Origin of the sequence: Sutterella sp. (assembly GCF_030539355.1) — a bacterium.
Classification (GTDB): Bacteria; Pseudomonadota; Gammaproteobacteria; order Burkholderiales; family Burkholderiaceae_F; genus Sutterella.
On the sequence record NZ_JAUNSF010000049.1, the window covers coordinates 1 to 21,327 of the forward strand.

Genomic DNA, 21,327 nt, shown 5'->3' on the forward strand with positions numbered 1-21,327 from the left:
GTAACCCAAGCCGAAAACGGTCTATGTAACTGAATGTAAAGTCGAGACCTGCCCTCAGCCGCGTTTTTTCCGCGCCCCGGTCGAGCGGGTTATGATGTTTCACCACAATGTTGCTAAATGACGGAAACCATGACGGACATCGAAGCCCTGAAGGCCGGTTTGCTCGAACTTTCCGACGAGGACTTAGGGAAACTACTGAGAGAGCTCGCCGCGAGCGGTGCGGCCCTCCCCGCCCTCCCGAGGGAGGAGCCGAGGGATGCGCTCGACCAGAGGCGCTTCGCGGGCGGCCTCTTCTGCCCCTGGTGCTCGTCCACGGCTGTCAGCCGCTTCGGGCGGCAGAAGAACGGTGCGCAGCGCTACCGGTGCCGCGAGTGCGGGCGGACGTTCGGGGCGGCCACCCGCACGGTGCTCGGCCGCGGCCGCAGGAAGAATCTCGGGAAGCTCGAGGCCTACGTGCACTGCATGTGCGAAAGGAAGTCCCTGCGGGAGTCGGCGCGGATCTGCTCGATCAGCCTCTCGACTGCCTTCGCCTGGCGCCACCGCATCCTCGACGCGCTCGCGGCGACGCTAGAGAACGCCGTCCTCACGGGCGTCGTGGAGGTCGATCAGGTCCTCTTCGACCTCTCCTTCAAGGGAAGCCCCGTCCCGGAGGCGCTCGCCGGCAGGGACGCGAGGAAGGCGGCCGACACCCGGGTCTGCGTGCCGGTCGCGGTGAGCCGCAGCGGAGCCTTCGCGGGGCGCGTGAGCAACCTCGGTGCCCCGCAGGCCCGTGACGTCGCTCGGGTCATGGAGGGCCGCGTCGCCGAAGGCGCCACCCTCACCTCGCCCGACCCCGGGCTTCTCGCCGGGGCCGCGGAGGGAAAGCACCGGATCGTGCGGGCACGCGCGGAAGGCGCATCCCGCGGCGGCTGCAGCACGGAGCGCGTGCGGGCGTTCGAAAAGTCTCTGAAGGACTTCGTCAACGGGCGGCTCCACGGCGTCGCGACCAAGTACCTCAACAACTACGTCGCCTGGAACGGGTTCCTCGAGTCCTGCGGCGAGAGGAAGGACTTGTTCGAGAAGATGCTCCTCGGGATCGCCGAGACCGCGGTCACGGCGACGGACGCGCACAGCGTGGGGGCCCGCGAGGCCGTCCCCCTCCTCTCTCCGGAGCAGAAGTCGCTCCTCAGAGATCTACTTGAGGGTATGTCTCAAGTAGGAAAAAAGGCTCCTTCCAACGGCTCATCAGGGATCCGTCAGGAGTAGTACCAGTACCGGACAAATGAGAGCACAAATTCCGCCGGATACGCGTCTTATCTATTGTCCGTCGCAGTCTGATAGCTTCTTTCTTCCCCTAAGAATCGCTTAAGCCGCGGCTGTTTTTCCGTCTCAAAACAACTTTGAGGCAGAACATATCTCTCATGAGTGTGAAAAAGGCGCCCTGCCGTTGAAGGCAGAGCGCCTCTCTCATGCGGTCACGAGATCAGAAGTCCCTGCGATCAGGCCTTCTTCTCGATCCCGAAGGCGAAGTCGCCGTCGATCGCGTCGACGCGGACCGTGTCCTCGGGCGCCGCGCGGCCTTCGAGCAGGAGCCTCGCGATGCCGTTCTCGATGCGGTCCTGGATGGCGCGCTTCAAGGGCCTTGCACCGAACTGCGGGTCGAAGCCGACCTTGGCGATCTCATTGAGGGCCGCCGGGGTCACGTCGAGTCCGATCTGCTGCTCGGCCATGCGAGCGCGCAGCTTCTCGAGCTGGATGCCGGCGATCGCCTTCACGTGCGCCTGGTCGAGCGAGTTGAAGACCACGATCTCGTCGATGCGGTTCACGAACTCCGGACGGAAGTGCTCGCGCACCTCCTGCATCACGGCGTCCTTCACCTTGTCGTGCGGCTCGCCCGTCATCTCCATGATCTCGTGCGCACCGAGGTTGCTCGTCATGATGATCACGGTGTTCTTGAAGTCCACCGTGCGACCCTGGCCGTCGGTCATGCGACCGTCATCGAGCACCTGCAAGAGCACGTTGAAGACGTCCGGATGAGCCTTCTCGACCTCGTCGAAGAGGATCACCGAGTAGGGCTTGCGGCGGACGGCCTCCGTGAGGTAGCCGCCCTCCTCGTAGCCCACGTATCCCGGAGGCGCTCCGATCAGACGCGCGACGCTGTGCTTCTCCATGAACTCGCTCATGTCGATGCGGATCATCGACTCCTCGGTGTCAAAGAGGAACTGCGCGAGCGCCTTCGTGAGCTCGGTCTTGCCGACGCCCGTGGGTCCGAGGAAGAGGAAGCTGCCGTACGGACGGTTCGGGTCCGCGAGACCGGCGCGGCTCCTCAGGATCGTCTCGGTCACGCGCTTCACGGCCTCGTCCTGGCCGACGACGCGCTTCTCGAGCGCCTCGCCCATGTGCAGGAGCTTCTGCCGCTCGCCTTCCATCATCTTCGAGACCGGGATGCCGGTGGCGCGGCTCACGACCTCGGCGATCTCCTCGGCGCCCACGCTGGTGCGCAGGAGCTTCGGGCCGCCCTTCGCCTCGCCCGCCTCGGCGGCCTTCTCAGCCGACTCGGCGCGCTTCAACTTTTCCTCGAGCTTCGGGAGCACGGCGTACTGGAGCTCAGCGAGCTTCTCGTACTGGGCCGAACGGCGGTACTCGTCCATCTGACGGTGCACGCGGTCGATCTCGTCACGCACGGACTTCTCGCCCAGAGCCTCGCTCTTCTCCTTCTTCCAGACTTCCTCGAGGTCGGAGTACTCGCGGGAGAGCTTGCCGATCTCCTCCTCAATCACCGCAAGGCGCTTCTTGGAGGCGTCGTCCGTCTCCTTCTTCATCGCCTCGCGCTCGATCTTCAGCTGGATCAGACGGCGGTCAAGCTTGTCGAGCGCCTCGGGCTTCGAGTCGATCTCCATCTTGACGCGCGCCGCGGCCTCGTCGATCAGGTCGATGGCCTTGTCCGGGAGGTAACGGTCGGTGATGTAGCGGTGCGAGAGCTCGGCGGCGGCGACGATCGCGGGGTCCGTGATCTCGACGCCGTGGTGCGCCTCGTACTTCTCCTGCAGTCCGCGCAGGATGGCGATCGTGTCCTCGACGGAGGGCTCGTCAATGATGACCTTCTGGAAGCGGCGCTCGAGAGCGGCGTCCTTCTCGACGTACTTGCGGTACTCGTCGAGCGTGGTCGCGCCGATCACGTGCAGCTCGCCGCGGGCCAGCGCAGGTTTGAGCATATTGCCCGCGTCCATGCTGCCCTCGGTCTTGCCTGCGCCCACGACCGTGTGGAGCTCGTCGATGAAGAGGATGATGCGGCCGGCCTGGTCGGTCACCTCCTTCAGGAGCTTCTTCAGACGCTCCTCGAACTCGCCGCGGTACTTCGCGCCCGCGATGAGGCCCGCCATGTCGAGCGACAGGATGGTCTTGCCCTTGAGCGTATCGGGCACCTCGCCGTTGACGATTCGCTGCGCGAGGCCTTCGACGACGGCCGTCTTGCCGACGCCCGGCTCGCCGATCAGCACCGGATTGTTCTTCGTGCGGCGCTGCAGGATCTGCATCGTGCGGCGGATCTCATCGTCGCGGCCGATCACCGGGTCGAGTTTGCCTTCGCGCGCCTTCGCCGTGAGGTCGATCGTGTACTTCTTCAGAGCCTCGCGCTGGTTCTCGGCGTCCGCGCTGTCGGCCTTGTCCGAGCCGCGCACGGCCTTGATCGCCTCCTCCATCGGACGGCGCTCGAGACCGGCTTCCTTGGCGAGCCTGCCCGCCTCGGTGCGGTCGGCGGTGAGCGCGAGCAGCAGCATCTCGGTCGAGATGAACTGGTCGCCCGCCTTCATCGCCTCCTTCTCGGTCATGTTGAGGAGGTTCACCAGGTCACGCGAGACCTGGATGTCGCCGCCCTGACCCGAGACCTTCGGCAGGCGCTCGACCGCCTCGTTCACGTCACGCGTGAGACGCGCGACGTTGACGCCGGCGCGTTCGAGAAGGCTCCTCGAGGAGCCCTCGGTGTCCGCTAGGACGGCAGAGAGCAGGTGCAGCGGCTCCATGACCTGATTGTCATGGGCAAGCGCGATCGACTGGGCCTGGCCCAGCGCATCCTGGAACTTTGTCGTGAATTTGTCCTGACGCATATTTGTCTTTTCTCCTTGTTCAAAGATCCTCTTCATACGGGATCTTCGAAACCCATGTTTCCTATATGGGGTCGGGTGGGGAAAAGAACAAGAGCGCGATCCTCGCGGAACGCGCTCTTTGAAACGTTTCGTAACAAAATCAGGGCTTTACAAGCCGGAAATCAGCTCCAACGGGCCTTCGCGTGCTCGTCGCTCTCGCGGGCGTCCACCCAGCGGCTGCCCGCCTCGGTCTCCTCCTTCTTCCAGAAGGGAGCCTCGGTCTTCAGCCAGTCCATGATGTACTCGCACCCCTCGAAGGCCTCGCCGCGGTGCGCGGCGCTCACGAGGCAGAGCACGATCTGGTCGCCCACCTCGAGCGGCCCCACGCGGTGAATGACGATCACGTCAATCAGGTGGAAGCGCTCGCGGGCCTTGTCGACGATCTTCGCCAGAGCCTTCTCGGTCATGCCGGGATAGTGCTCGAGCGTCATGCGGGAGACGGCCGTGCCCTCGTTGCGGTTGCGTACGACGCCCACGAACGAGACGATGCCGCCCGCGGCGGGACTCTCGGCCCGGACGCGCGCGATTTCCTCGTCAAGCGAGAAGTCCTCCGTGCCCACGCGGATATGGGTGATGCTCACCGCTCTTCTCCTTCTCGGTCAGCCGCCCGTCACCGGCGGGAAGAAGGCGACCTCGTCGCCGTCCTTCACGGCCGCGTCGTCCTCGGCCATGTCCTGGTTCACGGCGCCGCGGACGCGCTTGAGGTTCCTGAAGGCGAAGGCCCAGGGATCGCCCTTCTCAACAAGCGCGTCACGGACGCCCGCGAGCGTGGTCGACTCGTCGGGGAGCTCGACCGTCTCCTCGCCGCGGCCGACGGCGTCGCGCAGGCTCGCGAAATAAAGCACCTTGATTTTCATCGGTAATGTTCCTTTTCCGTGCGGGGGTCAATCACGCGAAGAACTGCGCGAACGGATAGTAGTGAACGATGTCGCCGCGGGCGATGGTCGTGCCGGCCGGGATGTCGACGAGACCGTCGGCCCAGGCGCAGCTCGAGAGCACCTGCGAGTTCTGGGTGTGGTAGAGATCGAGCCCGCCCTCGTCGTTGCGGCGCACGCGGACGAACTCCTCGCGCACGTCGGCCTTCTTCCAGTCGAAGTCGGCGCGGATCTTCAGGGGCGACAGGTCAACCTTCGAGAGGCCCATGCGGCGCATGAGGAAGGGGCGCGCCATCATCAGGAACACGACGAAGCCCGAGACCGGGTTGCCGGGAAGGCCCACGAAGGGCACGTCCTTGACGGCGCCGAAGGCGAGGGGCTTGCCGGGCTTCAATTTCACGCGCCAGAGATCGATGCGGCCGAGCTGCTCGACGGCCGGCTTGATGTGGTCCTCCTCGCCCACGGACATGCCGCCCGTGGTGAGGATCACGTCGGAGGTCTCGGCGGCATGCTCGAGCGCGCGCTTCGTCGCCTCGAGCGTGTCGGGGATGCTGCCGAGGTCAGTGGCCTCGCAGCCGAGGAGCTGCAGGAGGCTGCGGAGCATGTAGCGGTTCGAGTTGTAGATTCCGCCCGGACGAAGCGGTTCGCCCGGCTGCACGAGCTCGTCGCCGGAGAAGAAGACCGCGACGCGGAGTTTCCTGTAGACATTCACGTAGGCGCGGCCGATCGAGGCCGTCATGCCGATCGCGCCCGGCGTCATGCGGTCGCCGCGGTGCAGGATGACGCTCCCTGCCGCGACGTCGGAGCCGCGGCGGCGCACCCAGGCGCCCGCCTTCGGGGCGTTGCGGAAGACCGCGAAGTCGCCGTCGCGCTCCACCTCCTCCTGCGGCACCACGGTGTCGACGCCCTCGGGCATCGGCGCGCCGGTGAAGATGCGCGCGCAGGTGCCGGCGGGAACCGCGTCGCCCGTGCTGCCGGCGACGATGCGCTCGGAGACCTGGAGACGGACGGGGTTCGTCTCGGAAGCCGCGGCAAGATCCGCGGCCGTGACCGCGTAGCCGTCCATCTGCGAGTTGTCCCAGCCCGGCACGTCAATCGTGCTCGTCACGTCCTCGGCGAGCACGCGGCCCGTGGAATACATGAGCGGAATGGTCTCGGTCTCGGAGATGGGCTGCGCGTCCTTGAGCAGCAGGGCAAGCGCCTCGGCGTATGTGATCATGAAATTTCGTCCTTGTCTGTCCGGGTCCTGACTTCAGGAGCCCGGAATGGCGCCGCGGCCTCCCCCGAGGGGAAGGCGTCAGGCGCGGCGGGCGCTGAGCGCCTCGATGAAGTCCGCGACGGCTTCCGGATCGTTGACATCGAGCCTCGGAACCCCCTCGAACCCCTCGAAACGGTAGTCCGTCGCAAAGGCTGCGGGCGGATGGTCCGGAGTGGAGATGGGCGGGGCGTCGGAAACCGCGCTTCGGCGGATCTCAATTCTAGGGAAGTCGCCCTCGTGCTTGAAGCCCTCAATGAGAACTATGTCTGCATCTCCCGCGAGCGCGATGAGCATTTCCACGGGCGGGGGGCCCTCGGGCGTCTCGGACATGACCGTCCAGCGCTCGGCCGTGCGCAGGATCACGCGTTCGGCGCCCGCCTCGCGGTAGCGCCAGGTGTCCTTGCCGGGCTTGTCAAGGTCAACGCCGTGGTGCGCGTCCTTGAGCGCCACGACGCGAAGCCCGCGGCGCGTGAGCGCCGCGAGCACCTGTGAGCCCAGTGTTGTCTTTCCCGCCCCGGAGCGGCCGAGAAGCCCGATGCAGAAGGGCTTCCGCCGCCCGTCGGGACGGGCGGTTTCGGAGGTCATTCGGCGGATTCGAAGGGCTTCGAAGCGAAGTCGACCACCTTCCGGCGGACGACCTCGAGGTCAACCGGAACCTCGACCTTGCGCTGCGGACGCTCGAAGACATCGGCATAGTCATCGGGGAGCGGCACCGTGGCGCCGGTCGCCTGCTGCGTCATCTTCGGGAACTTCACCGCCTGCACGGTCTCGAAGCACACCGTCTTCACGCCGACCGGATGGAGGTAGACGCCCGTGTAGAGGCAGTCGGCCGTGTGCGGGTCGATCGTGGTGGCGAACTCGATGTTGAGGAACTCGATGATCTCAAGGCGGTTCGCGTGGTTCGAGGTGCCCGAGGCGAGACCCGAGCGGCGGACCTTCGTGAACTCGTCCTTCGTGAGCTCGAACCTGCCGTTCTTCTCAAGGTCGTCCATCAGCTCGGCGACGCGCTTGCCGTCACGGCCGAGGATCTCGAAGAGGAAGCGCTCGAAGTTCGCCGCGCGCGAGATGTCCATCGAGGGCGAGGACGTGGCGACGGTCTCGCTCGCCGGGCGCGGGCTGTAGACGCCCGTGCGCAGGAACTCGTCCATCGCGTCGTTCTCGTTCGTGGCGACGAGAAGGCGCAGGATCGGCAGGCCCATCTTCTTCGCGACGTAGCCGGCGAAGGCGTTGCCGAAGTTGCCGCCCGGAACGCAGAAGACGATCTGCTCGGTGTTCGAGCTAGACGCCTGGACGTAGGCGTAGAAGTAGCACGCGACCTGGACGGCGATTCGCGCCCAGAGGTAGGAGTTGACGGCGCCGAGCGAGTTGGCCTCCTTGAACTCCTTGTTCGAGAGGAGCGCGTAGACGAGCTCCTGGCAGTCGTCGAACGTGCCGTCGACCTCGAGGTTGAGGACGTTCTCGTCCTGGTTCGAGTAGAGCTGCGCGGACTGGAACTTCGACATGCGGCCCTTGGGCGAGAGCAGCACGATGCGCGTGTCCTTGCGGCCGCCGAAGGCGAACTGCGCGGAGGCGCCCATGTCGCCCGTCGTGGCGCCCACGAGGGTGAAGTTCCTCGGCTCCGTGCCGAGGTGCTTCGCGTGGAGGCGCTTCAGGAACTCAAGGCTGAAGTCGTCGAACGTGAGCGTCGCGCCGTTGGCGAGCTCGTAGAGGCCCACGTGATCGCGCAGCCACTTGATCGGGGCGACGTCGTGCGCCTTGAAGGGATCGCGGCCGTGGGTGAAGTTGGCGGGCTGCCACGCGTCGCGGCAGATCTCCCAGAGCTTCTGCGCAGGGATCTGCGTCCAGAAGCTCTTCAGGATCTCCACGGCGATGCTCGGAAAGTCGCGGCCGCGCAGCATCGCGATGTCGTCGGCGGTGAACTGCGGGTAGGACTCGGGAACGTAGAGGCCGCCGTCGCTGGCGAAGCCTTCAAAGGCGATGTCGGCGAAAGTCTTTCCTTCGGCGGCACCGCGCGTCGATACGTAAAGCATTGCTGATATCTCCTTACCTGGTAGGTGTCTGTCCGGCACCGGACCCGGGACCCGGGCACCGCGCGCCCGGCTCGTCGGAGAGGGCGAGCGGCGTCATTCTCGGTGTGGTCCCGGTCATGCCTGAAATATGAAAAGCGGCCCACGGCTTCCGGTTCGGGAGGCGGAGGGCAGAGAACCGCAGGATACGCCGCTTATCCTACCTGAACAAGAAGCCCTTGAAGTCCCGATGAGGGTACTTCAAAAGTGGCGGAAAACCCTTTCAGGAACACCGCCTAGAGAGAACTACCACCTCCTTTGGGCTAGTTCCGAACCGGAAAAATAGTTCGAAATCTGTAGTCCACACTACTGACCCGAAAAAATTCGGCTCCGATAATCGAGTGCAAGAAGGTTTCCGGGCCGCCCGGGCGCCTTCGGGAGAGAACCGCTGCTCCCCGGATGAGCAGCCCACCAAAAGAGAGAGACAGCAAATGAAGACCAGCTTCAAGCTCGCCGCGGCCGCCGCCGCGGTCATGTTTGCGATGAACCCCGCCCTCGCCGCCGACCAGACCTATGAGTCCGACATCGTCGTGATCGGCGCCGGCGCCTCCGGCTCGGCCGCCGCCTGGGCCGCCGCCGAGAAGGGCCTCAAGGTCGTCACGCTCGAGAAGTCCGCCATGGTCGGCGGCACCGGCAAGTTCTCCGAGGGCATCTTCGCCGTCGAGAGCCAGATGCAGAAGGATTGGAATTACGGGTTGACGAAGGATCAGGCCTTCACCACGATCATGAACTACGGCCACTGGCGCGGCAACGCCAAGATGGTCCGCGCCTTCGTGAACCGCTCGAGCGACACGATCGACTGGATGATCAAGAACGGCGTCAAGTTCGAGAAGCTCTTCTCGAACTACCCGAACGGCCTCTACACCTGGCATATCTACGAAGGACGTGGCGCCGGCTGGATCAACAACTTCATCGAAAAGTACAAGAACGCCGGCCAGACCCTTCTGCTGAACACCTGGGGCCAGAAGCTCATCACCGAGAACGGCAAGGTGGTCGGCGTCGAGGCCACGAACAAGAACGGCGACAAGATCACCATCCGCTCGAAGGCCACCATCATCGCGACCGGCGGCTTCTTCGACAACAAGGAGATGCGCGAGAAGTATCTCCGCTTCGCGAATTCTGACGGCCTCGCCCAGACCGGCAAGACCGGCGACGGCATCCAGATGGCCTGGGCCGTCGGCGGCGGCAAGGAAGGCACGGAAGTTCAGGCCTCCTACCGTCCGGGTCCCCGCGGCGTCTCCACGACCAACCACGTGAGCGCCACTGCCAAGCAGCCGCACCTCTGGCTCACGCCGAAGGGCGAGCGCTTCTGCAACGAGCAGATAATGCTGGAATGGCCGTTCGCCGGCAACGCTCTGGAGCGCATCGGCGGCACGATGTATGTCGTCTATGATCAGAACACCCTCGACCACATGGAGAAGGACAGCGGCATCGACCTCGGCGTCGGCGTGATGGTTCCGGTCTCCACGAAGCTCGTCAACTTCGAGAAGGAATGGGACGCCGCCGTCAAGGCCGGCTGGGCCTTCAAGGCCGACACGCTCGATGGTCTCGCCAAGATCACCGGCATGGATCCCGCCAAGCTCAAGAAGCAGGTCGAGACCTACAACGCCTCCTGCGCGATCCGTCACGACGAGGAGTTCGCCAAGGATCCGAAGTACATGCGCGAGGTCAAGACCGGCCCCTTCTATGCCATCAAGTCTGTGGCGAGCTCGCTTGGCACCCTGGGCGGCATCAAGGCCAACGAGCGCTTTGAGGTTGTGACGCAGGAAGAGGATCCGATCCCGGGTCTCTATGCGGCCGGCAACGACGTCGGTGGCGTCTATGGCGACTCGTATGACCTCCTGATGGCCGGCTCGACGGTCGGCTTCGCGGTCAACTCCGCGCGCATCGCCGTTGACTCCGCCGAGGAGTACATCAAGGCTGCGAAGTAATCCTTCACTGCTGAGATAAATCTCGGACGGGCGTCCCTTCATGGGGCGCCCGTTTCGTTTGTGCGGGAAGTCTTTTTAAAAAGACCGTCAGGGAAGCGTCACCACGGGCGAGCGGTTCTCAAGCCAGTCATCCACGGCGTCGAAGAGCCGCTGATGGAAATAGAGCGTCCGGCCGTCTTTGCGGATGGCATCCACCTCCATCCAGTGAATGAGGAGCCGTGTGACGCTCACGCGGTTGAGGTTCACCACCTCTCCGATCGTCTTCGCGGGAAGCTTGAGGGGCAGCCGGTTCCAGCCGTCGGCATCGGCCCGCACGCCGAAGCTCCGACAGAGCGCCTTCGCATAGATCACCAGGCGCTCGGCGGGCGGACGCAGCGAATTCGCGGCCACGCCCTCAAGGAGCGACTCCTCCTTGGCGATGATGCTGCGGATCTCGATCGCGGCTAGATCGGAATCCACCTCGATCGCGTGCGCGAGCACCTCGGGCGGGATCGTGAGCACGCGGGAGTTCTTCAGCGCCCGCGTGAACACGTTGCAGCGCGTGCGGATGCTCGCCGTCATGTCACCCATGACGCGCCCGGGCAGGATCACCGAGATCACCATCGGACGGTGATCGAGCGCCTCGGCGGCGTAGTAGGCGCAGAGCCCCTCCTCGAGGAAGAAGAGCTTCTGCTCCTCGCCGCCGCGCTTCAGGAACTCGCCCTTCTTCACAAGGCGGGGAACCCCGTGCTCGCGGAAGAGCTTCACGAAGGGCTCGGGCTCGGCGGGAAGGAAGTAAGGGAGCGGCGTGAAGATTCGTCTCATGGCGAAGGGATGAAGAGCAACGGGAAAACACGTGTCCCGAGGGGAAATTGTCTCTGTCCTGAAAGGATATCGGATATCCGGGATAAACCTCCCATTGCAGCCTCAGGGCTCAATGCCTGATCATCAGGGAATGCAAGTCTCCCCCGAGGTTCAGATGCTCCGTTCCCGTCTCCTCCCGCTGCTGCTCGGCGCCGCCCTCGCGCTCCCTCTGTCGCTTTCCGCCGCGGAACCCGCTCCAGTGAGCTGGGTCCACGCCGACCGCGTGCCCGCCGAGATCCTCGCGCTCGGCGACGAACTCGTCGAGATCCGCCGTGACCTTCATCGCCACCCCGAGCTCGGCTTCGAGACCGCCCGGACCTGCGGCGTCATCAAGGCAGAGCTCGAGAAGCGCGGCATCCGCGCGGACCTCGAGCGCTTCCCCGGCGCGGTCATCGCCGTGGTCGAAGGCAGCCGCCCGGGCGCGACCGTGGCGCTGCGCGCGGACATGGATGCGCTCGCCATGCCGGACCTCTCCGGCATCGAGTGGAAGAGCACGGTTCCCGGCCGGTCGCACGCCTGCGGCCACGACGGGCACGTCGCCTGGCTCATCGGAACGCTCGAGGTTCTTGAGAAGCGCCGTGACTTCCCCGGCCGCGTGGTCGGCATCTTCCAGCCCGCAGAGGAGATCGGCACCGGCGCCCGCCGCATGATCGAGGCCGGCGTCCTCGACGAGTTCGCCCCGGCCGAGATCTATGCCGGTCATGCCACGCCCGAGCCGCCCAAGGGCACGATCGGGGTGCACGCCGGGCCCTCGCAGGCCTCATGCGACTTCTTCCGCATCACCCTGAAGGGGCGCGGCATGCATGCCTCCATGCCGCAGCACGCGCTCGACCCGGTGCCGACCGCGGCGCTCCTCACCTCGTCGCTCCAGACCATCGTCTCCCGCAGGGTCGATCCCGTCGAACCGGCGGTCGTCACCGTGAGCGCCGTGAAGGGCGGCGACCTTCAGGCGCCCAATGTCATCGCCGAGACGCTCGAGATGGCAGGCACCGTCCGCACGTTCTCGCCGAAGGTCCGCGACCTCGTGGAGACCGAGATCCGGCGCATGACCGAGCACGTGGCCGCGGCCCAGGGCCTCACGGCCGAGGTCCGCTTCGACCGACTCACCCCGCCCCTCATCAACGCGGCGGGCCCCGCCGCCGCAGCACGCGCCGCCGTGGAGAGAACGCTTGGGTCCGGCGCCTCCTTCGACACCCCGCTCCTGATGGCGGCCGAGGACTTCGCGGAGTTCCTCAACCGCGTCCCCGGCTCGATGGTTCAGGTGGGGCTCGGCGACGAGAAGCACCGGGCGCAGATTCACAACCCGGCCTTCGACTTCAACGATGAGGTGCTCCCCGCCGCCGTCTGGTTCTTCTCCGAGCTCGCCCGCTCCCGCCTTGAGGTTCTCTCGGCGGCCCGGAAGGTTTCAGAGTGATGCAGTCCCGCCCCGGCATCCCCTCTTCAGGGGAAAACAGTGAATAATTCAGCCCGAGGCCCTCAGACCAGGCCCGGAGTTTTTCACCATGACCGAATACGTCCACGCTGACCGCGTGCCCGCCGACATTCTTGCCATGGGCGACACCCTCGCCCGCATCCGGCACGACATTCACCAGCATCCTGAGATCGGCTCAGGCACCATCCGCACCTGCAGCGTGATCGCCCGCGAACTCGTTGACCGCGGCATTCACTTCACCGCTGACCGTGTGCACGGCGCCGTCATCGCCGTCGTCGAGGGCAGCCGCCCCGGGGTGACGATCGCGCTGCGCGCGGACATGGACGCGCTCGCGGTGGCCGACTGCTCGCGCACCGACTGGAAGAGCGCCGCTCCCGGCCTCGCCCACGCCTGCGGTCATGACGGGCACATCGCCTGGCTGATCGGCACGCTCGACGTGCTGCAGCAGCGCCGCGACTTCCCCGGCCGCGTGGTCGGCATCTTCCAGCCCGCCGAGGAGATCGGCGGCGGCGCCCGCCGCGTCGTCGACGCGGGCGTCCTCGAGGAATACGGTCCCGTGGAGATCTACGCCGCGCACGGCACGCCCTCGCTCCCCAAGGGCCTGATCGGCGTGCGCGCGGGAAGCGCCCAGGCCTCCTGCGACTTCTTCTACATCACCTTGAAGGGGCGGAGCGCCCACGCCGCGCGTCCGCAGCACGCGCTCGACCCGATCACGACGGCCGCGCTCCTCGCCTCCTCCTTCCAGACCATCCTCTCGCGCCGCCTCGACCCGTTCGATCCGGCCGTGCTCTCGATCTGCGCCATCCGCGCGGGCGACATCGACACGCCGAACGTCATTCCTGACCACCTCGCGATCTCGGGCACGATCCGCGCCTTCGACCCGGAGGTCCGCTCCTTCATCGAGCGCGAGATGCGCCGCATGACCGAGCACATCGCCGCCGCGCAGGGGCTTGAGGCGAGCGTGCGCATCGATCACATCACGCCGCCGCTCGTCAACGCCCCCGGACCCGCCGCGGCCGCCAAGGCCATGGCCCGCGAGCTCTTCGGCCCCGACGGCTGGGCCGAGTCCGCGATGACGATGGCGGGCGAGGACTTCGCCGAGTTCGTCAACCGCGTCCCCGGCACGATGATCCAGGTGGGCCTGCGCGACGAGGACCACGAGGAGGTCCTCCACAACCCGGCCTTCGACTTCAACGACGCGGTGCTCCCCGCCACGGTCTGGTACCTCTCCGAGCTCACCCGCTCGCGTCTCGAGGCGCTCACCCAGGCGGCGACACCTGCTGCCTGATCCGATAAATTCGTTCACTCAAAACCGCTCTGACGCCCCGTGGCCCAGGGCGGTTTTCTTCTGTCCGCCTCCGACAAGGCGCGGTCCTCGCGCGCCCTGCTCCAAGAGGCTTCGGACCCGCTGCGTGCGGGCCCCGCGGCGCTTTGTACACTTGCCCTCTCTTCCTCACTTATCCGTTGTGTTCCGCCATGACCGAATCCGACACCGCCAGGCACTCCGCCCGCCGCATTCTTGACGAGCTCCGCGACCTCTCCCGCATCTCCTCGATGGGCGAGAAAGGCATCGCGAGGCAGTACCTCACGCCCGAGCACCGCAGGGCCAATGACTGGATGCGCGCGAAGTTCCTCGAGGCCGGCCTCGCCGTGCGCGAGGACGCCGTCGGCAACCTCTTCGGCCGGCTCGAGGGAACGGATCCGGACGCACCCGCGATCATGATCGGCTCGCACCTCGACACGGTCGTCGACGCCGGCGCCTTTGACGGCTGCCTCGGCGTCATGACAGCGCTGGAAGTGGTGCGCACGCTCAGTCAGTCCGGCACGAAGCTCCGCCACCCCGTCGTCGTCACCGCCTTCGCGGGCGAGGAAGGCGTGCGCTTCGGTCTCACCTATCTCGGCAGTATCGCCGCCACGACCGGCTGGACCGCGGAGATGCTCGCGAGGCGGGACGCGAACGGCATCTCGCTCGCCGAGGCGCTCACCGAGTTCGGCCTCTCGCCCGAGCGCACTGACGAGGCGAAACTCGTCCCCGGCTCGGTCGCCGCGTACATTGAGCTCCACATCGAGCAGGGCCCGAGACTGAACGCGATTGACGCCCCGCTCGCCCGGGTCGAAAGCATCTGCGCGATCCGCCGCTACATCGTCGAGCTCACGGGCGAGGCCGGGCACACCGGCACCGTGCCGATCCCGGCCCGCCATGACGCGGGCTGCGCCGCCGCGGAGCTCACGCTCACACTCGAGCGCGAGGCCCTCCGGATCGGGCAGAACGTCGTCGCCACCGCGGGCGAGGTGCGGCTGCACCCGAACGTCGTCAACTGCATTCCCGGCCGCGCCTTCATGCGCGTCGATCTGCGCGCGCCCACCGACGCGCTCCTTGACGAACTCGACCGGGCGGTCTTCTCAGCCTTTCTCCCCCAGGCCGAGCGCCGCGGCATCGCCGTGACGAAGGACTGCTACTTCGAGGTGCCGTCGGTTCCCTGCGACCCGCGGGTCTCGGCGGTGATCGACGAGGCAGTGGGATCGGTCACCGGGCGGTTCGTCAGCATGCCGAGCGGCGCCGGGCACGACGCGGGCGCCATGGCGGCGATCGCCCCCGTGGGCATGATCTTCGTGCGCTGCGAGCGAGGCATCAGCCATTCGCCCCTTGAGAACGTCCCGGAGGAGGATGTGACCGCCGGGTACGAGGCGCTCCTCGAGGCGCTCGTCCTCGCCGATCAAAGGTTCTGATCGGAGATTCCGCCCCGCCCTGCCCCTCCTCTTTTCGGAGCGTGCTGCCTCAGGCATGTGCGCTCCTTTCATATGGAATGCGCCGTCCTGAGGGCGTCTCTCGACTGGCGCTCAATGACGGCACACCCGCGCTCCGGCGATGTGCAGGGCGCACCGTTGCTGAGAAGAAGAGCCGACCGCTGGCGGCGGCTCCCCGGAATCCGGTCCTTCGGTGCCGCTTCGGTGCGCGTCCGCACCACGCATTTTCAGCACCGCACCAGAGGCGCACAAATGCGACGGATCACGACGGAAACCTGAATTCGCAATCCGTCCGGCCGAGATTTTTCCTCCCCCGGAATCTACCCACTCGGAGAACCTCCCTATCCACTTGGCGATTCATCTTATTTTCTAAATTTTCCCTTAATTTTCATTACATTAACCCCCTTCACCCCATTGGCACGGTCTCTGCTCAAAGCCCTGTCAGAACGGGGCGCCCGAACCCCGGCCCCTCCCTCTTTCCCCACAGGGGAACCTCAAGTTCATTGGAGTGAACAAAATGAATCGCAAGCAGTTCCTTCTCGGCCTCGCCGTCGGCGTCCTTTCCCTCGGCACGAGCCTCAGCGCGAGCGCGGATCAGCTCGCCGACATCAAGAGCGCGGGCGAACTGCGCGTCGCGGTTCCGCAGGACTACCCGCCCTTCGGCTTCGTCGGCCCGGACATGAAGTTGAAGGGCTATGACATCAACATGGCCGCCTACATCGCCAAGGAACTCGGCGTGAAGGTGAAGCTCGTTCCGGTGACGGGCGCCAACCGCGTTCCGTTCCTGCAGTCCGGCAAGGCCGACATCGTCATCTCCACCCTCGGCAAGACCGAGGCCCGCGCCAAGGTGATCGACTTCTCGATCGCCTACGGCCCGACGTTCCTCGGCGTCTTCGGCCCGGCCTCGGTCAAGGTCGAGAAGCCCTCCGACCTCTCGGGCCACACCGTGGGCTTCACCCGCGGCGGCGTCGAGGATCAGATGATCACGCCGCTCGCCCCGAAGGACGCGGTTCTCAAGCGCTACGAGGACAACAACACGACGAGCCAGGCCTACCTCTCCGGCCAGGTCGAGATGATCGCGACGATCAACCTCGTGGCCGGTGCGCTCGTTGACCGCGCGAAGGCTGACCGCAAGCCCGAGGCGAAGTTCCTCCTGAGGAAGTCGCCCTGCTTCGTCGGTCTCAACAAGAACGAGCCCGCGCTCAAGGACGCCGTCAACAAGGCCATCACGAAGGCCTTCAACGAGGGCGAGCTCAACCGCTGGTCCGAGGAGTTCCTGAAGGCCCCGATCCCGGCTGACCTGATCACCCAGGAACCCGAGAAGGTCACGTACTGATCATCTGTGAGAAGCGAGGAGGACGTCCGTCATGGCCGCGCCAAGCTACACCATCAACTTTGAGGGTCTTGCGGAATACGCGGGCGTCTTCACGCACGGAGTGCTCCTCACCGCCGGCGTCGCGGCCGTGGTGACGGTCCTCGGCATCATGCTCGGGATCGCCGGCGCGGTCGTGCGCCACAGCGGACGCCGCAACCCGCTCTACTACCCATGGACTGCATATGTGGAGATCGTGCGCAACACGCCCTTCATCGTGCAGCTCTTCTTCATCTTCTTCGGACTTCCCAGCCTCGGCTTCCAGTTCACGAACGAGGTCTCGGCGGCGATTCTCGCCCTGGTGCTCAACCTCGGCGCCTACGCGACCGAGATCGTCCGCGCGGGCATCGCGGTGACGCCGAAGGGCCAGTGGGAAGCGGCGCGTGTGCTCGGTCTCTCGCGCCTTCACACCTACCTGCGCGTCGTGCTGCCGCCCGCACTGAAGCGCGTGTGGCCGGCCTTGGTCGGGCAGTGCGTCCTCGTGATGCTCGGCAGCGCCGTCATCTCGCAGATCTCGGTGCAGGACCTCACGTACGCGGCGAACTGGGCGCAGTCACTCACCTTCCTCTCCTTTGAGTGCTACCTCATCGCGACGCTCCTCTACCTCGCGCTCGCCGTTCTCATGCGCCGCGGCATGCTCGCGCTCGGCCGCCGCATCTTCAAGGGAGGCTGCTGATGTTTGTTGAATTCACCACCTGGGACATCGTGAGAAACCTGCTTCTCGCGATGCGCTGGACGGTGCTGCTCTCGATCCTCGCGTTCGCGGGCGGCGCCGTCGTCACCGCTCTGCTCCTCTGGGCGAGGCTCTGCTTCCGCGGGGCGGTCGAGAAAGTCACGCAGGGCTACATCGACCTCTTCCAGGGCACGCCCGTCCTCATGCAGCTCTTCCTCGTCTTCTTCGCCTTTCCGCTGATCGGCATCGAAGTGAGTCCGTGGACCGCCGCGGGGCTCTGCCTCACGCTCTACGCGAGCGCCTTCATGCTCGACATCTGGAAGGGCTCGATTGACGCGCTGCCGCGCGGCCAGTGGGAGGCCTGCCGCGTGCTCGGCCTCACCTTCACGCAGACCTTCGTGCGCGTGATCGCCCCGCAGGCCACCCGCATCGCGCTCGCCCCCACCGTGGGCTTCCTCGTCCAGCTCGTGAAGAACACCGCCCTCACCTCGATCATCGGCTTCGAGGAGATGACGAAGATCTCGACGGTGATGACCAACGCCACCTTCGAGCCCTTCAAGATCTACGGCCTCTGCGCCCTCGGCTATTTCCTCCTCTGCTTCCCGCTCTCCTGGTGCGCGCACCATCTCGAAGGAAAACTCAAATGTCGCTCCTGACCATCACCGAAGTCCGCAAGTTCTACGGCACGAATGAGGTGCTCAAAGGCATCAACCTCGACATCGAGGAGGGCCAGGTGGTCGCCATCATCGGCCAGTCGGGCTCGGGCAAGTCGACGCTGCTGCGCTGCATGAACGGCCTCGAGGAGTACCAGGAGGGCTCGATCAAGCTCAACGGCATCACCATCACCTCGAACGAGCACCAGGCGCAGGAGATCAGCCGCTCGATGGGCATGATCTTCCAGCAGTTCAACCTCTTTCCCCACATGACGGCGCTCGAGAACGTGATGCTCGCGCCCCGGCTCGTGCTGAAGAAGCCCGAGGAGGAGTGCCGCGCGATCGCCAAGGAAATGCTCGCCAAGGTGGGCCTCGCCGAGCGCGAGGACTACTATCCCTCGGGCCTCTCGGGCGGCCAGCAGCAGCGCGTCGCCATCGCCCGCGCGCTTGCGATGAAGCCGAAGGTGCTGCTCTGCGACGAGATCACCTCGGCGCTTGACCCGGAGCTCGTCGGCGAGGTGCTCAAGGTCGTCGAGAGCCTCGCCCGCGAGGGCATGACCCTCGTGCTCGTCACGCACGAGATGGCCTTCGCGCGTGACGTCGCTGACCGCGTGATCTTCATGTACCAGGGGCGCGTCCACGAGGACGGCCCGGCAAAGGAGATCTTCGCGCACCCGAAGACCCCGGAGCTCGAGAGCTTCATCTCGCGCGTGCGCGGCGCACTCTGATTCCTTTTCTCTCCGTTCAAGGAGCTTTGTCATGCAGGAAGCCTTCAGCGCGCCCGCGCGCCTTCTGATGGGGCCGGGCCCCGTCAACGCCGATCCGCGTGTGCTGCGCGCGATGAGCCAGCAGATGATCGGGCAGTACGACCCGGCGATCCTCGCCCTGATGGACGACACGCAGGCGCTCTACCGCCGGGTCTTCGAAACCGGGAACAGGCAGACCTTCCTCGTCGACGGCACCTCGCGCGCCGGCATCGAGGCGCTCCTCATCTCGATCATCCGCCCGGGCGACCCGGTGCTCGTCGCGAGCGCGGGCCGGTTCGGGATGCTGCTCACGGAGCTCGCACGCCGCGCGGGCGCTCAGGTCACCGTGATCGATCGTCCCTGGGGCGAAGTGTTCACGCTCGAGGAGATCGAGGCGGGCTTGAGGAAGTGCCATCCCCGGATCCTCCTCACCGTCCACGGCGACACCTCGACCACGATGCTCCAGCCGCTTGAGGGCGTGGGCGAGCTCTGCCGCGAGTACGGCGCGCTCTTCTACACGGACGCCACCGCGACGCTCGGCGGCAATCTTCTCCCCGTCGACGCGCTCGGGCTTGACGCCGTCTCGGCGGGCCTGCAGAAGTGCCTCGGCGGCCCGGCGGGCACCTCGCCCGTCACGGTGAGCCCGCGCTACGAGGAGCTCTGCCGCCGGCGCACCTCGATCGAGCTCGGGAGCCGCGAGAGCTCGGACGAGGACGGCCCGGACCCGGTGATCCCGTCCAACTACTTCGACATGGTGCAGCTGATGGAGTGGTGGGGCAGCCGCAGGCTCAACCACCACACCGAGGCGACCACGGCGCTCTACGCGGCGCACGAGTGCGCGCGGCTTCTGGTCGCCGAGGGCGTCGCCGCGGCCGCGGAGCGCCACCGCAGGGCGGGCGAGGCATTGCTCGCCGGCGTGCGCGCGATGGGCCTACAGCCCTTCGGCGACCTCTCGCACCGTATGAACAACGTGCTCGGTGTCGTCATTCCCGAGGGCATCGACGGCGCCGCGGTGCAGCGGGCGCTCCTCACGAACTTCGGCCTCGAGATCGGCTCCTCGTTCGGGCCGCTGCGCGGGAGGATCTGGCGCATCGGCACGATGGGCGCGAACGCCCGGCGCGACTGCGTGCTCACGACGCTCGCCGCGCTCGAGTCGGTGCTCCTGCGCATGGGCCACAGGCTCACCGCGGGCGCCGCCGTGCGCGCCGCCTGGGAGTACTGCGATGACGCCGGTCTCTGAGGAGCTTCAGGGGGCGGCGCGCATCATGGCGCGCCTCCATGAGCTCGCGAAGTGCTCCTCCATGGGCGAGGCGGGCATCGCCCGCCTCTACCTCTCGCCCGAGCAGAAGGCCGCCGACCGCCTTGCCGTCGGCTGGATGGAGGCCGCGGGACTTGTCGCGAAGGTCGACGCCGTCGGCAACGTCCACGGGCGCCTCGAGGGCACGGACCCGGCTGCGAAGCCGATCCTCCTCGGCTCGCACCTCGACACGGTCGTGGACGCGGGGGCGTACGACGGCTGCCTCGGCGTCGTCACGGCGATCGAGGTGATGGAGCATCTGCGCGCGACGGGCCGGCGCCTGAGGCACCCCGTCGAGATTCTCGGCTTCGCCGACGAGGAGGGCGTGCGCTTCGGCATCACCTACCTCGGGAGCACCGCGCTCGCGGGCGGCTGGCCCGCGGACTGGTTCGAGCGCAGGGATGCGCACGGTCTCACTGTGCGCGGAGCGCTCCTCGCCTTCGGGCTCGACCCGGAGAAGGTCGCCGCGATGAGGCGCGACCCCGGCTCGGTCGCCGGCTACCTTGAGCTTCACATCGAGCAGGGCCCGACCCTCGACGAGCTCGGACTTCCGCTCGCGCGCGTCACGGCCATCGCCGCCGTGAAGCGCTGGACCGTGAGGTTCCATGGATTCGCCGGACACGCCGGCACGGTTCCGATGGGCCGCAGGCACGACGCCGGGTGCGCGGCCGCGGAGTTCACGCTCGCTCTCGAGCGCATTGCAGAGGAGATCGGCGAAGGCGTCGTCGCGACGACCGGTCAGGTGCTGCTCCACCCGAACGTGGTGAACTGCATCCCCGGCGAGGCGACGGTCCGCATTGACCTGCGCGCGCCGACCGACGCCCTTCTCGTGCGGCTCAACGACGCCGTGATGGCGGCGCTCGAGGAGATCTGCACGAAACGGAGCGTCACCTGCGAGAAGGACTGCTTCTTCGACACCACGGCGATCGCCTGCGACGCGCTCCTCACGAAGTGCGTCGGGGAGGCCGTGGAGGCCGTGCAGGGCTCCGTCCCGGCGATCCCGAGCGGCGCCGGGCACGACGCCGCGGCTATGTCCGCGCTCTGCCCGATGGCGATGATCTTTTTGAGGTGCCGGGACGGCGTGAGTCACTCGCCGCTCGAGTCAATCACCTCGGCCGACGCGGGCGCGGGCCTCGAGGCGCTCGCCCGGACGCTTCTCCTTGCCGACGAGCGGCTCGACTGAAGGCCGCGTCGTCAGAAACCGGGTTCCCATCACCTCCCTTGGACGGACTGCTCCCCGCCGGATGCAGCCCGTTCTTTTTTCATGAAAGCAGAGTGGAGCCGCGGGCGCACGACGCCCTGCCCCCAG

General features: G+C 66.5%; 18 protein-coding genes. 11 read left to right on the forward strand and 7 right to left on the reverse strand.

The window, feature by feature from the left end:
- Positions 1–129 precede the first annotated feature (129 nt).
- On the forward strand, positions 130–1,245 hold the full coding sequence (locus Q4F91_RS08075; RefSeq protein ID WP_303336525.1) for an IS1595 family transposase: 1,116 nt from the start codon (positions 130–132) through the stop codon (positions 1,243–1,245).
- A gap of 233 nt (positions 1,246–1,478) precedes the next feature.
- Here the strand turns inward: Q4F91_RS08075 and clpB are convergent, their stop codons facing one another.
- From clpB to thrC, 6 genes are all read right to left on the reverse strand, one after another.
- Positions 1,479–4,085: an ATP-dependent chaperone ClpB gene (gene clpB / locus Q4F91_RS08080; protein WP_303336527.1), complete on the reverse strand. Its 2,607-nt coding sequence runs from the start codon at positions 4,083–4,085 to the stop codon at positions 1,479–1,481.
- A 161-nt stretch (positions 4,086–4,246) separates the two neighbouring features.
- Positions 4,247–4,705 carry a molybdopterin synthase catalytic subunit MoaE gene (gene moaE / locus Q4F91_RS08085; RefSeq protein ID WP_303336529.1) on the reverse strand — a complete coding sequence of 153 codons (459 nt, stop codon included), beginning with the start codon at positions 4,703–4,705 and terminating at the stop codon, positions 4,247–4,249.
- An 18-nt stretch (positions 4,706–4,723) separates the two neighbouring features.
- Complete coding sequence (gene moaD, locus Q4F91_RS08090; RefSeq protein ID WP_303336531.1) at positions 4,724–4,981, reverse strand: molybdopterin converting factor subunit 1; 258 nt, start codon at positions 4,979–4,981, stop codon at positions 4,724–4,726.
- Positions 4,982–5,012: 31 nt separating this feature from the next.
- Entirely contained in the window at positions 5,013–6,218 is a 1,206-nt protein-coding gene (glp, locus tag Q4F91_RS08095) for a gephyrin-like molybdotransferase Glp (RefSeq protein ID WP_303336533.1), read from the reverse strand.
- 78 nt (positions 6,219–6,296) lie between these two features.
- Positions 6,297–6,842, reverse strand: coding sequence for a molybdopterin-guanine dinucleotide biosynthesis protein B (gene mobB / locus Q4F91_RS08100; RefSeq protein ID WP_303336535.1), 546 nt, complete (start codon positions 6,840–6,842; stop codon positions 6,297–6,299).
- On the reverse strand, positions 6,839–8,287 hold the full coding sequence (gene thrC, locus Q4F91_RS08105) for a threonine synthase (protein WP_303336537.1): 1,449 nt from the start codon (positions 8,285–8,287) through the stop codon (positions 6,839–6,841). The genes mobB and thrC overlap by 4 nt, the downstream gene beginning before the upstream one ends.
- A 467-nt stretch (positions 8,288–8,754) precedes the next feature.
- On the opposite strand from thrC, the gene Q4F91_RS08110 reads away from it, so the two are divergent.
- Positions 8,755–10,254, forward strand: a complete 1,500-nt coding sequence (locus Q4F91_RS08110) for an FAD-dependent oxidoreductase (RefSeq protein WP_303336539.1) — start codon at positions 8,755–8,757, stop codon at positions 10,252–10,254.
- 87 nt (positions 10,255–10,341) lie between these two features.
- Here Q4F91_RS08110 and Q4F91_RS08115 read toward each other — a convergent pair whose 3' ends face one another.
- On the reverse strand, positions 10,342–11,058 hold the full coding sequence (locus Q4F91_RS08115) for a Crp/Fnr family transcriptional regulator (RefSeq protein ID WP_303336541.1): 717 nt from the start codon (positions 11,056–11,058) through the stop codon (positions 10,342–10,344).
- A gap of 154 nt (positions 11,059–11,212) precedes the next feature.
- Here Q4F91_RS08115 and Q4F91_RS08120 point away from each other — a divergent pair, with 154 nt between their 5' ends.
- The 9 genes from Q4F91_RS08120 (at position 11,213) to Q4F91_RS08160 (ending at position 21,201) form a co-directional block, all read left to right on the forward strand.
- Positions 11,213–12,511, forward strand: a complete 1,299-nt coding sequence (locus Q4F91_RS08120; protein WP_303336543.1) for a M20 family metallopeptidase — start codon at positions 11,213–11,215, stop codon at positions 12,509–12,511.
- Between the two features lie 88 nt (positions 12,512–12,599).
- Positions 12,600–13,817 (forward strand): M20 family metallopeptidase, encoded by a 1,218-nt coding sequence (locus Q4F91_RS08125; protein WP_303336544.1) that lies wholly within the window; start codon positions 12,600–12,602, stop codon positions 13,815–13,817.
- A gap of 188 nt (positions 13,818–14,005) precedes the next feature.
- Positions 14,006–15,259: a Zn-dependent hydrolase gene (locus Q4F91_RS08130; RefSeq protein WP_303336546.1), complete on the forward strand. Its 1,254-nt coding sequence runs from the start codon at positions 14,006–14,008 to the stop codon at positions 15,257–15,259.
- 535 nt (positions 15,260–15,794) lie between these two features.
- On the forward strand, positions 15,795–16,613 hold the full coding sequence (locus Q4F91_RS08135) for a transporter substrate-binding domain-containing protein (RefSeq protein ID WP_303336547.1): 819 nt from the start codon (positions 15,795–15,797) through the stop codon (positions 16,611–16,613).
- Between the two features lie 31 nt (positions 16,614–16,644).
- Positions 16,645–17,325, forward strand: coding sequence for an amino acid ABC transporter permease (locus Q4F91_RS08140; protein ID WP_303336549.1), 681 nt, complete (start codon positions 16,645–16,647; stop codon positions 17,323–17,325).
- On the forward strand, positions 17,325–17,978 hold the full coding sequence (locus Q4F91_RS08145) for an amino acid ABC transporter permease (protein ID WP_303336550.1): 654 nt from the start codon (positions 17,325–17,327) through the stop codon (positions 17,976–17,978). Before Q4F91_RS08140 ends, Q4F91_RS08145 begins: the two co-directional genes overlap by 1 nt.
- Positions 17,966–18,703: an amino acid ABC transporter ATP-binding protein gene (locus Q4F91_RS08150; protein WP_303336552.1), complete on the forward strand. Its 738-nt coding sequence runs from the start codon at positions 17,966–17,968 to the stop codon at positions 18,701–18,703. The genes Q4F91_RS08145 and Q4F91_RS08150 overlap by 13 nt, the downstream gene beginning before the upstream one ends.
- Positions 18,704–18,734: 31 nt before the next feature.
- Positions 18,735–19,961, forward strand: coding sequence for an alanine--glyoxylate aminotransferase family protein (locus Q4F91_RS08155; protein ID WP_303336554.1), 1,227 nt, complete (start codon positions 18,735–18,737; stop codon positions 19,959–19,961).
- Entirely contained in the window at positions 19,945–21,201 is a 1,257-nt protein-coding gene (locus Q4F91_RS08160) for a Zn-dependent hydrolase (RefSeq protein WP_303336555.1), read from the forward strand. The genes Q4F91_RS08155 and Q4F91_RS08160 overlap by 17 nt, the downstream gene beginning before the upstream one ends.
- The last annotated feature ends 126 nt before the right edge of the window (positions 21,202–21,327 follow it).